12 protein-coding genes are annotated in these 12549 nt (G+C 49.0%); 11 read left to right on the top strand and 1 reads right to left on the bottom strand.

Features of this window, described 5'->3' with window-relative positions:
• Nucleotides 1–329: 329 nt before the first annotated feature.
• Entirely contained in the window at nt 330–1892 is a 1563-nt protein-coding gene (locus COV46_02030; protein PIR17949.1) for a hypothetical protein, read from the bottom strand.
• A 436-nt stretch (nt 1893–2328) separates the two neighbouring features.
• On the opposite strand from COV46_02030, the gene COV46_02025 reads away from it, so the two are divergent.
• From COV46_02025 to COV46_01975, 11 genes are all read left to right on the top strand, one after another.
• Nucleotides 2329–2733: a transcriptional repressor gene (locus COV46_02025; protein PIR17948.1), complete on the top strand. Its 405-nt coding sequence runs from the start codon at nt 2329–2331 to the stop codon at nt 2731–2733.
• On the top strand, nt 2723–4474 hold the full coding sequence (locus COV46_02020) for a ferrous iron transporter B (protein ID PIR17958.1): 1752 nt from the start codon (nt 2723–2725) through the stop codon (nt 4472–4474). The genes COV46_02025 and COV46_02020 overlap by 11 nt, the downstream gene beginning before the upstream one ends.
• Nucleotides 4455–5141, top strand: coding sequence for a hypothetical protein (locus COV46_02015; protein ID PIR17947.1), 687 nt, complete (start codon nt 4455–4457; stop codon nt 5139–5141). Before COV46_02020 ends, COV46_02015 begins: the two co-directional genes overlap by 20 nt.
• A 55-nt stretch (nt 5142–5196) precedes the next feature.
• Nucleotides 5197–5658, top strand: a complete 462-nt coding sequence (locus COV46_02010) for a PTS fructose transporter subunit IIA (GenBank protein PIR17946.1) — start codon at nt 5197–5199, stop codon at nt 5656–5658.
• Entirely contained in the window at nt 5652–6620 is a 969-nt protein-coding gene (gene hprK / locus COV46_02005; protein PIR17945.1) for an HPr(Ser) kinase/phosphatase, read from the top strand. Before COV46_02010 ends, hprK begins: the two co-directional genes overlap by 7 nt.
• Before the next feature lie 9 nt (nt 6621–6629).
• Nucleotides 6630–7037 (top strand): PTS fructose transporter subunit IIA, encoded by a 408-nt coding sequence (locus tag COV46_02000; GenBank protein ID PIR17944.1) that lies wholly within the window; start codon nt 6630–6632, stop codon nt 7035–7037.
• 95 nt (nt 7038–7132) lie between these two features.
• The gene (locus COV46_01995; GenBank protein PIR17957.1) at nt 7133–7399 is read left to right on the top strand and encodes a phosphocarrier protein HPr; all 267 of its coding nucleotides are present in this window, start codon (nt 7133–7135) and stop codon (nt 7397–7399) included.
• The gene (gene ptsP / locus COV46_01990; GenBank protein ID PIR17943.1) at nt 7396–9168 is read left to right on the top strand and encodes a phosphoenolpyruvate--protein phosphotransferase; all 1773 of its coding nucleotides are present in this window, start codon (nt 7396–7398) and stop codon (nt 9166–9168) included. The genes COV46_01995 and ptsP overlap by 4 nt, the downstream gene beginning before the upstream one ends.
• Before the next feature lie 74 nt (nt 9169–9242).
• On the top strand, nt 9243–10415 hold the full coding sequence (locus tag COV46_01985) for a methionine adenosyltransferase (protein PIR17956.1): 1173 nt from the start codon (nt 9243–9245) through the stop codon (nt 10413–10415).
• 85 nt (nt 10416–10500) lie between these two features.
• On the top strand, nt 10501–11757 hold the full coding sequence (locus tag COV46_01980; protein PIR17942.1) for an adenosylhomocysteinase: 1257 nt from the start codon (nt 10501–10503) through the stop codon (nt 11755–11757).
• A gap of 114 nt (nt 11758–11871) precedes the next feature.
• Entirely contained in the window at nt 11872–12456 is a 585-nt protein-coding gene (locus COV46_01975; GenBank protein PIR17941.1) for a hypothetical protein, read from the top strand.
• The last annotated feature ends 93 nt before the right edge of the window (nt 12457–12549 follow it).

Raw genomic sequence — 12549 nt, 5'->3', positions numbered from 1 at the left:
AGAAATACTTATAGTTTTTAACAAAGGTATTACTAACCAAAGGTTAAAATACTATATGTTGCTCTTATGAAGCTCCTCGGCGTTTTTCATCTCTATCGGCGCCGGAAGATTGTTCTTCAATATTATTTCGCGCCACTCCTCTCTGAACGATTGAGTGTCGTCGATCACGAGCCACTGATTATTTAAGATTATTGGTTTTCAGTTCACAGGTTAGCAGGTTACCATGTTTACAGGTTGTTCTGCTGACCACATTGGTTCAAATAAGTAATGAACCCGTTAATTATCTTCTCGACTTTTTTTGACTGCTCAAATATTTCATCTTCAACCTGCTAACTTGGGAACTTGCACTTACTAACCTCTTCCCCTAATTCGCGCTCCCCCGGCAGCTCAAAATTAATATCAAGCTCTTTAAGCTTGGAATAAAGCGTCGTTCTTCCTACATCCATCGCATTAGCGGCCTTGGTCCTATCGCCGTTACAGACCGTTAGAATATGCTCTATGTAGACCCTTTCCGCCCTTCTTATATAATCTTTAAATGTTGCGCTTAAAGTAAGTTCCGGCAACATTGGCGAACCGGTAAACTTTCCGTTATCTCCGCACCCATTAAGCGCCCAGTGTGGCAGATTTTTCTCTTCGATAACATTGCCAAGCGTCATAATAGCCACGCTATGAATTACGTTTTCCAGCTCACGAATATTCCCCGGCCAGCTGTAGTTCTGAAGTTTATTTAAAGCGGTGGCGGTCATCTTCTTCACGTTCCCATCCTTAGAGAACTTATCCAAAAAATAGGCAACGAGCATTGCTATGTCCTCTTTTCGATCGCGCAATGGGGGAACAATCAATTGAACTACTCGAAGGCGGTGATAAAGGTCCATCCTGAACTGACTGCGCTCGACCATCGTTGCAAGGTCAACGTTCGTTGCGGCTATGACCCTGAAATCGGTGTGGACGGTCTGATTGCCTCCAACGCGAATGACCTCTTTTTCCTGTAGGACCCTAAGTATCTTTGCCTGAAGGTCCGGTTTTAATGTGCTGATCTCATCCAAGAAAATGTCACCGCCATTAGCGAGCTCAAATTTTCCGATCTTTCTGCCAATAGCCCCGGTAAAAGAGCCCTTTTCGTGGCCGAATAGTTCTGATTCTATCAAATTTTCGGGAATAGCCGCGCAATTTACGGCAATAAACGGCCTTTTTGGCGAATTGCCTTCAAGACTGTGTATATAACGCGCCAAAAGTTCCTTGCCGGTACCACTCTCGCCCAGTATCAAGACGTTCGCCTTGTGGCCCTTCACACGGGATGCCTGAGTTAAAAGTTCGCGGAAGGCCGGGCTTGAACCTAAAAGCCTCGTTCTCGAATCAGATGAGTTAAGATTTTCTACTAGAGCATCATGGCGGTCGCGCATCGCCTTTATCGCCTGAAGTTTTTCCAGGATCGCTATAAGCTCGTCCAGTTCATAGGGCTTTACCAGATAATCGGACGCCCCTTCACGAACGGAGTTAACTATGAACTTTGGATTTTTTTCTGCCGTGACCATCACCACATCAACGTTGGCATATTTAGACTTGATCTTTGTAAGGCCTTCAAGGGTTTTGCTGTCGGGGAGGTTCATGTCCAAAAGAACGCCATCAACATATTCCTCTTTCAATATCTCCATCCCCTCGGCAAGCGTCAGGGCCGTAAAGACATTATACATCTTTTTGAGTTCTAACTTGAGCCCGAACAGATAATCAGCGTCATCGTCTATGCACAGAATGTTGTATGGCACGTTACGCCTCCTATCAAGATGGGGGGGACGACTCGCTTCGCTCCTTTCACCCACCCCCCCCTCGCTCGCACTGGCAGGGCCAGATGCTTGCTCGCTCATTTGGCCTAACCTGTTCGCAATATCCATACCAATTTTCCTTTCTGTTAACTTATCGGAATATGTGGGAAAAAGTTGCTAAGTTTTTTTGAGTCCAGAATTCCGAACGTTTTGCGTTCGGATATTAGAACACGTCCCAATATCCGAATACTGTTTATGCAAAATTTCTGCATAAATGCATAAAATTCCGGAAAATTGAACATGGCCTAAAATAGAGCACCTTATCAACTACTTGGCAAGTTCATTTTTCGAACATCGAAAACAGATGTTTTATCGATGTCACCGGCCACCTGAAAACCGACAATTACCTGATGGGTTCATCTACGCTTACTTTCACCTTTTAGTAAGAGCATTTTCTTCCATTTGAGAGAAGATTCCAAGTGACAAAAAGGTTAACCGCCGCTCACGGAGGAACCGCCGATAATTTGCTTGACAAAATAATGAAAATGGGTTTCATTTCCGCGTCATGCAACAACCCCGCAAAGCAAAACGAAGAGATTCGGTCATCAAGGCCTTTGAGGCCATTGCCGTCAAAGGAAGACATGTGACGGTAGATGAGCTGTTCGACCGGACAAGGAAGATCGATCCCAAGATCGGTTATACAACCGTGTGGCGAACGCTGAAGCTTTTGATGGAGCAGGGTCTTGCCTCGGCGCAAAAGTTCAATGACGGCTTCACAAGATATGAATATACAAAAAAAGAAGAACACCATGACCATATGATCTGCACAAAATGCGGCCGTGTCGAGGAGTTCCTGAACCCCGCCGTGGAAAAACTGCAGGTTCAGGCGGCTGATTCTCACGGTTTTGTGATCACGAACCACAAAATGGAGCTGTATGGCCATTGTAAAAGGTGCAAAAATGACCGCTGAAACCAAAAAAATCGTGCTCGTGGGCCAGCCCAACGTCGGCAAGAGCGTTGTATTTGGATGCCTGACCGGAAGATACGCCACCGTTTCCAATTATCCGGGAACGACGGTCGAGGTCTCGCGCGGAAACGCAAAAACAGGAGATCATACCTGCGAAATAGTTGACACCCCCGGACTTTACAGCATATTTCCGATAACCGAAGAAGAGCGTGTAAGCCTTAGGGTGATAGAGAACGAATATCCAGACCTTATCGTGCATGTTATCGATGCAAAGAACCTTGAGAGGATGTTGCCGCTGACGTTCCAGCTTAAACTGACGGGGATACCGGTCGTGGTCGCCATAAATATGTTCGATGAGGCGCTCGCAATGGGGATGACGATCGATACCTCCTTACTTTCGGACAGGCTAGAGTGCCCCGTAATAGCCACGGTCGCAATAACCAATCAGGGAATAAATCAGCTGATACACACCATTTCGGAATATACAAAACATAAGGCCCAAACGGCAAACCATGAATGGCCGCCATTTTCAGAGCATCTAATGAAAGAATGGTATAAAAGATCGCTTGATATCTGCGGCCTTGTGATAAAAAAGAGGGAAAAGCCAAGAGGGCTCTCGCGTATCGACAAGATAATCATATCGCCTTTTACCGGGAGCGTCATCCTCGCCCTCATACTTTACTTGGGGCTCTATAAATTCGTCGGTGTCTTCGGTGCCGGTGTGGTCGTCAACTTTCTGGAAGGGATCTTTCTGGATCACATCAATCCGTGGCTCTTAAATATGGCCGAAAGTTACGTTCCGTGGCCGGCGGTACAGCAGCTCTTGGTCGGCGAATACGGAATATTAACTCTTGGGATAAGATACGCGACCGCGATCATCCTTCCTATAGTAGGGCTATTCTTCTTTGTCTTTGCCATCATCGAGGACTCCGGTTATCTGCCGCGGCTCTCGTTTCTGCTTGATCGGGTCTTTAAAAAGATAGGGCTCTCCGGCAAGGCCGTTATTCCGATGGTCCTGGGGCTTGGGTGCGACACGATGGCCACAATGGTCACGCGCACGCTCCCGACAAGGCGTGAACGCCTGATCGCAATTCTTCTGCTCTCTCTGTGCATCCCCTGCTCCGCCCAGATAGGCGTGATCTTGGGACTTTTGGGCGGCACACCGTACGTTCTTGTGACGTGGTTCGTGATAATAGTCCTTATCTTCGGCTTTGTGGGCGCACTGCTTTCATGGCTCGTTCCCGGTGCAAAACCTTCGTTCATTGTTGAGATACCGCCGATGAGGGTCCCTCAAATCGCTAACGTCCTCGCCAAGACCTTTGCCAGGATGAAGTGGTATTTTAAGGAGATCGTTCCGCTTTTCGTCCTTGCAAGTTTTCTGATATGGCTCGGCCAGCTGACGGGGATATTCGATAAATTGGTAAAAGCGGTCTCCTATCCGCTTCTGATGATGGGGCTTCCGGCCAGCGCCTCGCCCGCGTTCATATTCGGTTTTTTCAGGCGCGATTACGGCGCGGCGGGGCTGTACGATCTCCACAAACAAGGCGTGTTCACTAATAATCAACTTTTGATAGCCGTTGTTGTGCTGACGCTCTTCCTTCCATGCATCACGCAGTTCTTAATAACGATCAAAGAACGTGGCTTAAAGGCCGGCTTCGGAATATCGCTCTTTGTGTTATTATTTGCCTTTCTGACGGGCATTTTACTAAATTTTACATTGATAAATGCGGGCATCAATTTTTAAGGAGGACCTATCTATGATATTCAGCGAATCTGCAGAAGAGGTGTTGGAAGCGCTTTGGACAGAGATGGAAAATAAGCCGACCGATTGCGTGAAACTGTCAAAGCTGCGCGCCATGCCGGACACCAAAACGTTGAAGGAATTGCTCGACAACGGGATACTTGAACACTGCGCGCCGGACGAGATAAAGATCACAAAGAACGGTCTTGCCTATGCCAGAGACGCCGTAAGGCGCCACCGCCTGGCGGAGAGGCTTCTCACAGACGTATTGGCCGTAAAAAGCTCCCTTATCCACGATACCGCCTGCAAGTTCGAACATCATCTTCACAGAGGCATAGACGAGAACGTCTGCACGCTCCTTGGCCATCCCAGATCGTGCCCGCATGGCAGGCCTATTCCCATGGGCAAGTGTTGCGAAGATATGGCGAAGACCTACGCCCCCGCTGTTTCAACTCTCGCGGGGATAAGGCCGGGCGAAGGAGGACGTGTTGCCTACCTTCACACCCGTGACCCAAAACGCGCCCAGATGCTTATCTCAATGGGAGTGGTACCAGGCACCGAAATAAGGCTTCTGGCAGGATTCCCATCCTACCTCTTTCAATTAGGCGAGGGCCAGTTCGCGGTCGACTCCACACTTGCTTCAGAGATATACGTAAGGGTGTCAAAATAGTCATAAATCCTTGCAATTTGGGCCCCGGTGGACTAAAACCCGTCGAACGAAACCGATGCTGGAAAATTATTTGGACATATCGCTTATAGAACCCGCCCTTAAGGCGGCGACAAAGGAAGGTATCTTGGAAGAGATATCCTCGCTAGTACACAAAAGGTATCCATCTATAAGCAAAGAGACGATAGATACGGCGCTTTTGGAGCGCGAACATATCGATTCGACCGGCATTGAAAAGGGAATAGCCATTCCACACGCCAAGATAGAAGGAATGGAAAGGCTCGCGATATCGATAAGTATCGCAAGGGACGGAATAGACTTCAACTCTCACGACAAGGCCCTCACTTTCCTATTTTTCACCCTCCTCGCCCCCAAAAACGAGGTGGTGGACCATATAAAGGTGCTGGCAAGGCTTGCAAAGCTTTTGCGTGACGAATCTTTAAGGAAAAAACTGACAGGTGCAAGAACGGCCGAAGAGATATATAACACGATGATTGAGGCGGATAAGAGATCATGTTAGCGATACCTGTAATCAAAATATTTCGCGATACTGAAGAGGGCCTGAGGCTCACCCTTATAAAGGGAAAGGCCGGCCTTTCCAAGAAGGTCCTTATCCCCTTCATCCAGAAACCGGGACTTGCCCTTGCCGGCGACATGTCCAACCTTTACCATGGTCGCATTCAGGTCCTTGGCAAACAGGAGATCAAGTTCTTCGCATCTCTTCCCAAAGACAAGAGAAAAGAGATAGCAAAGGCGATAGCAAAGGTCGACGTCACCTGTTTCATGGTCACCTGCGATAACGAGATACCCAAAGACCTGATCGATGCATGCGAGGCCGGCAAGATACCGTTATTCAAGACCCCGCTTCTGACATCCACCTTCATAAACAGGATAACCCGCTATCTTGAAGATTCGCTCATGGCATCGACCACCATCCACGGCGTACTGATGGACGTGTTCGGCGTCGGCGTGCTCATAGTCGGAAAGAGCGGAATAGGTAAGAGCGAACTGGCCCTGGACCTCCTTCTTCGCGGCCACAGGCTCGTGGCGGACGATATCGTCAATATAAAGAAAAAACCGCCCTCCACCCTTTACGGCTCGGGTTCCGAGATCATTAGATATCACATGGAGATAAGGGGCCTTGGCATCATTAACATAAGGGACCTCTTCGGCATATCAGCCGTTCGCGACCGCAAGGCCATTGAACTTGTGATGGAGCTCCACGACTGGGACCCCAATGCTGAATACGACAGATTGGGGGTCGACGACAAGCGCTACACCCTTCTTGATGTGAGGCTTCCGTTCATACAGATACCGGTAAGACCCGGCAGAAACCTTGCCGCCATAGTCGAAGTAGCCTCGCGCAACCATCTTCTCAAACAGGGTGGGCACCACTCGGCAAGGGAATTTCAGGACAAACTCAACCGTGAGATAATCACCCAGGGAAAGAAGAAGAAGGAGATCTGGGAGATGATAGAATAGAGGATTACAATGATAGGAATAGTCGTAGTTTCACATGATAATATCGCTCAGGAGATGGTGGATGTGACAAAAAAGATCCTCCGTGACGTTCATGGAATAGTTGCCGTCAACATCAATTCGAACGCACCGGTCGAATCCAACCGCCATGAAATATCCTCTGCCATAACCGAGGTCGATTCAGGCAAAGGGGTCCTTCTCCTTTCGGACATGTTCGGAGGAACTCCTTCGAACCTTTGCCTCTCGTTCCTTGGAAGAAAACGCCTGGAAGTGATAAGCGGCATCAATCTGCCTATGCTCATAAAACTTGCGGGTGACAGAGGGAAAAAGACCTTTGAAGAGTTGACAGAATTCATACGAGACTACGGGCGAAAGAACATAGTCATCGCGAGCAAGATACTAGAGGGAAAGATAAACTAAAATGACAAATACCCAATGATAAATGAATGTCAAATTGCCAATATCAAATCGGAGTGATTGGAACTTGAAGATTGATCATTGAAGAAAGAGGGAAGATGATATCAAAGACATTTGTAATATCCAACGAACTGGGCCTGCACGCAAGGGCCGCGGCCTCTTTTGTAAAGATAGCCAACAGGTTCCGTTCGAACATAACGGTAAAGAAGGATTCCGTATCGGTCAACGGCAAGAGCATCATGGGAGTTCTTATGCTCGCCGCAGCAAAGGGGATGAAAATAACGGTCGATGCTGACGGGGCCGACGAATCCGAGGCAATAAACGAACTTGGCACGCTGATAAACGCAAAGTTCGGCGAAGAATGAGCAAGGTCATAAACATAAAACATGAAGGCGCCTCGAGAGGAATAGCGATAGGCCGCGCCCACATACTTACCTCTATTGGACAGTCGTCCCCTAAATACTGGATAGCGGACAAAGAGATAACGCAGGAGATGACCCGCTTTAAGAACGCCATCCAAAAATCAAAGCAGCAGCTCGCAAAGACCAAGGAAAAACTCTGCCGCTTCCACGGAAAAGATCAGATCCAGATAATAGATACCCACCAGATGCTATTGCAGGACGAAATGCTCGTTACTCACGCGATAAAGAACATAGCGAACGGCAAAATAAACGCGGAATGGGCAATAGATAAGGCCGCGAACAGACTTAAAATGGCCTTCGTGGACGCACATGACGAATATTTCAGGCAGAGAAAGTATGATATAGATTATATCTGCCAGAGAATAATAAAGAATCTTATCGGCGTAATCGAGATATCCCTTTATGAAATAAAAGAGAAAAATATAATTCTGATAGCCACCGATCTTTCTCCTGCCGACATCGTCAACCTTCCTAAAGAAAAGGTAAAAGGTTTCATAACGTCCGTCGGCGGCAACACCTCCCACTCCGCAATAATCGCGAGGTCGCTTGAGATACCGGCCATGGTCGGCGTCGAAGACATATTGAAGAAGGCAAACGAGAACGACCTTGTCGTAATAGACGGTCTGAACGGATCCATAACCATAAATCCTGGCCGTAAAGAGATCACAAAATATAAAAAGGAACAGGCCAAGTTCGAAAAAGTCAAAAAAATTCTCCTTAAGGACGCCCATTTGCCGGCCGAAACCCGGGACGGCGGCAAATTAAAGCTCGTGGCCAATATCGAACTTGTGGAGGAGATAGGGCCTGCTCTTGATCACGGAGCCGAAGGCGTGGGCCTTTTTCGCACCGAATACCTTTATGCAAACAGGATGGATTATCCTTCCGAAGAGGAACAGTTCGAAAGTTATAAGACAGCGCTGGAGGAGATGAACGGACGCCCTGTCACGATAAGAACGCTCGACCTTGGCGGTGACAAGCTCTTTGCCGGAAGCGAATATGCCGACCATCTGAATCCGGCGCTCGGCCTGCGCGCGATAAGGTTCTGCCTCATTGAAAAGGACCTTTTTAGGACACAGTTAAGGGCCATGCTTAGGGCGAGCGTTCACGGGAATCTTCGCATGCTCCTCCCCATGATATCCGGCATCGACGAGCTAAGGACCGCAAAGGGTATAATAGAAGGCGTAAAGAACGAGCTAAAAAAGGAGAAGAAAAAGGTCTCATCTAAAATAGAACTTGGAATAATGATAGAGATACCCTCCGCCGTCATGAGCGCCGACGCGCTGGCAAGTGAGGTCGACTTTTTCTCCATAGGAACGAACGATCTCATACAATACGCGCTTGCGGTGGACAGAACGAACGACCACGTTGCCTATCTATATAACCTGCTCGACCCGGCGGTCATCGCCATGCTCAAAAAGACGGTCGAGGCGGCCAAAAAGGCCGGAATAGACGTAACGGTCTGCGGAGAGTCGGCCGGAGACCCTCTTTATATACTTTTGTTCTTGGGCCTCGGCATGGACGCTCTCTCGATGAACCCTATTTCCATTCCACGGGTCAAGAAAATGCTCAGGACCGTCACTTGTAACGAAGCGAAAGAATTGATAAAAAAGGTGCTTGCGCTAAGATCAACCTCCGAAATAGAAAAGCTCGTAAAAAACGAGATGTCCCGACACTTGAGGATATTTGAGGAGCCAAAAACAGCAAAGCCATAAACTTATTGACTTATATGCCCAAAAAGGACTACAAACGGCGCCTTAAAATTAAAAGCAAAAAGAAAGGGGTAACAATGAAGTCAACACAGAACTATCCGTTCACGTCAGAGTCGATAACCGAGGGCCACCCGGATAAGGTGTCCGATCAGATATCTGATGCGGTGCTCGATGCTATCCTTAAAGAGGACCCGAAGGGCCGCGTTGCCTGCGAGACGCTCTGCACAACAGGGCTTGTGCTCATCGCCGGCGAAATAACCACCAACATCAACGTCGATTATCAGACGCTGGCAAGAGAAACCATCAGAGAGATCGGTTATACAGAAGCCGGTATCGGATTCGATGCCGACAGCTGCTCCGTTCTCACCGCCATACACAAGCAGTCTCCCGATATTGCACGGGGCGTTAACACGGGCGAAGGCCTCTTCAAAGAGCAGGGAGCTGGAGACCAGGGTCTCATGTTCGGATATGCCTGCACGGATACAGAAGAGCTTATGCCGATGCCCATCACCCTTGCACATAATCTTACTTTAAAGCTTGCCGAGCTCCGCAAAAAGGGGACCCTCCCCTTCTTACGGCCGGACGGCAAGTCTCAGGTCACGATAAGATACGAGAACGGCAAACCGGCGCACGCGGATACGGTTATTATTTCGACCCAGCATTCACCGGATATTGAATACGCAGAATTAAGAGAGACCATCATCAACCAGATAATCAAGAATGTCGTCCCTGCGAACCTTTTTGACAAAGATACACAGCTCTTCGTTAACCCGACCGGAAGATTCGTTGTTGGCGGACCGCACGGTGACACAGGGCTTACCGGCAGAAAGATCATCGCCGACACCTATGGCGGAATGGGAAGCCACGGCGGCGGGGCCTTCTCGGGCAAAGATCCTTCAAAGGTCGACAGAAGCGCATCCTACGCGGCACGCTATATCGCAAAGAACGTGGTCGCCTCGGGCGTTGCAGACCGTTGTGAGGTTCAGCTCGCATACGCCATCGGTTACCCCGATCCCGTATCAGTACTTGTCAACTGTCACGGAACGGCAAAGATAGACCCAGTAAAGATCGGCGCGGCGGTCAGAGAGATATTCCCGATGAAACCGGCAGATATCATCAACCAGCTTAAGCTCCTAAGACCCATTTACAAGAAAACCGCTTCGTACGGTCATTTCGGCAGGAACGACCCCGACTTCACATGGGAAAGGACCGACAAGGCCGCGGCGCTGAAGAACTTGCTGAACATTTAATGGCAATTAGAGATCGGAGGTCAGAGGTCAGAGGTCAGAAATCGGATTTCAGACTTCGGACATCCGACTTCTAGATTTTAATACTATGAACTTCGATATCAAAGACAGATCACTTGCGGAAAAGGGTAAGCTTCGTATCGAATGGGCGGCGCAGGATATGCCCGTTCTAAAACAGATCAAGGCGCGTTTTGAAAAAGAGCAGCCTCTCAAAGGCCAGCGGATCGCCGCATGTCTTCATGTGACGACCGAGACCGCAAGCCTCATGGAAACCCTCAAGGCCGGCGGAGCCGAAGTTGTCCTCTGCGCCTCCAACCCCCTTTCAACACAGGATGATGTCGCATCGTCTCTTGTCGTTAACTCCGGCATTTCGGTGCATGCCATCAAGGGCGAAGATAATAACACCTACTACAAGCACATAAATTCAGCCCTCGACCTCAAGCCTACGATAACGATGGACGACGGAGCCGACCTTGTCTCTACGATACTCAAAGACAGACACGACCTTATCCCGACGCTTATCGGAGGAACGGAAGAGACGACCACCGGCGTCATAAGGCTTAGAAGCATGGCAAACGACGGCGTCCTAAAGTTCCCCGTCATCGCGGTGAACGACGCCCAGACAAAACATTTCTTCGATAATCGTTACGGCACCGGCCAGAGCACGATAGACGGCATCATAAGGGCCACCAACAGGCTCCTCGCAGGATCCACATTTGTCATCGCAGGTTACGGATGGTGCGGACGCGGCCTTGCAATGAGGGCCGAGGGAGAAGGCGCCAAGGTGGTGGTGACCGAGATCGATCCGCTAAAGGCCATCGAAGCTGTCATGGACGGCTACACAGTGTTACCCATGAACGAAGCGGTAAAGGACGGCGACATTTTCTGCACCGTTACCGGGAATAAAGATGTCGTCCGCCGCGAACACTTTGAGGCCATGAAGAGCGGCGCGATCGTCTGCAACTCCGGACATTTCAACGTAGAGATAGCGCTTGAAGAACTTGCAAAGATCTCCACAAAAAGAAGACACGTTCGCGAGTTCGTGGAAGAGTTCACGCTCAAGAACGGTAATGTCGTCAATATCCTGGGCGACGGAAGACTGATAAACCTCGCGGCGGCCGAAGGACATCCTTCGTGCGTCATGGACATGAGCTTTGCCAACCAGTCCCTTTCGGCCGAACACCTCGCAAAGAACTACAAGAGCCTCGACAAAAAGGTATACTCTGTCCCCGAGGCCATCGACAGAAAGATCGCCGAATTAAAACTTGCCGCAATGAAGGTGGATATTGACAAATTGACCCCAGAGCAGGAAAAATATCTCTCAAGCTGGCAAGAGGGGACATAATTCGCATCCCGCTCATCCTGCGCTTGTCGAAGGGTGAAGATCGATATTCATGGTTCGACAGGCATGTCCTGAGCTTGTCGAAGGGCTCACCATGAGCGGGCATTTGCATAGATTATGACCGAACTCAAACGAGTCTTGATCCTTGAAGAGAACACCGATCACCTTCAGCTTTTAACTTCGCTCCTTGAATGCCACTTCTCCCCTATCGATATCCATACGGTTGAAACAGTTGAAGATTGCCTCGATTTTCTGGAACAGACCCCCTACGACATTATCATGTCGGGATGCTATATCCACAACGCATGTATAACGGAGAGGCTCACCGATATTGTGGCCGGTTCAAATGGCGCACCCATAATAATCATCTCCGGAAGCGGCGATGAGAACATAGCGGCCCAGACCATCAAGCTCGGTGCCAGTGAATATATCGTTAAAACAAAGAAGTCGCTCGATAAGATCCCTCAGATCCTCACAAAATATTTTAAGCTGTCTCAGAGAACAAAGGGCAAAAAATATCCTCAGCCTGGTACGGTTGAAACGACCGGAAGGCTGATACGCGAGATCGACCATCTCATGCAAAAGGCCAGGTTCCTGACCACCGATATCGCCTCCAGATCAAAACCTGACGACCAGGATGCCCTCGATTCCCTCTTTTCTCAGATAAGCCGCCTCAGAAAGCTCATCCAAGACCAGAAATGACCGAAGTCTGTCATTGCGAGGGAGCGTAGTGACCGAAGCAATCTCCATAAATCAAGTGTTTGCTTAGAGATTGCCGCGCCCCTTCGGGGCTCG

This window comes from Deltaproteobacteria bacterium CG11_big_fil_rev_8_21_14_0_20_49_13 (assembly GCA_002796305.1).
Taxonomy (GTDB): domain Bacteria; phylum UBA10199; class UBA10199.
Note: the sequence above shows the minus strand (reverse complement) of the source record. Positions and strands in the feature narration are given on the sequence as shown.

Excerpts from the sequence above, each read along its gene's own strand:
- COV46_01980 (PIR17942.1), top strand. The coding sequence starts at position 10,501 with ATGAACTTCGATATCAAAGACAGATCACTTGCGGAAAAGGGTAAGCTT.
- COV46_01995 (PIR17957.1), top strand. The coding sequence starts at position 7,133 with ATGATATCAAAGACATTTGTAATATCCAACGAACTGGGCCTGCACGCA.
- ptsP (PIR17943.1), top strand. The coding sequence starts at position 7,396 with ATGAGCAAGGTCATAAACATAAAACATGAAGGCGCCTCGAGAGGAATA.
- COV46_02015 (PIR17947.1), top strand. The coding sequence starts at position 4,455 with ATGCGGGCATCAATTTTTAAGGAGGACCTATCTATGATATTCAGCGAA.
- COV46_02020 (PIR17958.1), top strand. The coding sequence starts at position 2,723 with ATGACCGCTGAAACCAAAAAAATCGTGCTCGTGGGCCAGCCCAACGTC.
- COV46_01985 (PIR17956.1), top strand. The coding sequence starts at position 9,243 with ATGAAGTCAACACAGAACTATCCGTTCACGTCAGAGTCGATAACCGAG.
- COV46_02010 (PIR17946.1), top strand. The coding sequence starts at position 5,197 with ATGCTGGAAAATTATTTGGACATATCGCTTATAGAACCCGCCCTTAAG.
- hprK (PIR17945.1), top strand. The coding sequence starts at position 5,652 with ATGTTAGCGATACCTGTAATCAAAATATTTCGCGATACTGAAGAGGGC.
- COV46_01975 (PIR17941.1), top strand. The coding sequence starts at position 11,872 with ATGACCGAACTCAAACGAGTCTTGATCCTTGAAGAGAACACCGATCAC.
- COV46_02030 (PIR17949.1), bottom strand. The coding sequence starts at position 1,892 with ATGGATATTGCGAACAGGTTAGGCCAAATGAGCGAGCAAGCATCTGGC.
- COV46_02025 (PIR17948.1), top strand. The coding sequence starts at position 2,329 with ATGCAACAACCCCGCAAAGCAAAACGAAGAGATTCGGTCATCAAGGCC.
- COV46_02000 (PIR17944.1), top strand. The coding sequence starts at position 6,630 with ATGATAGGAATAGTCGTAGTTTCACATGATAATATCGCTCAGGAGATG.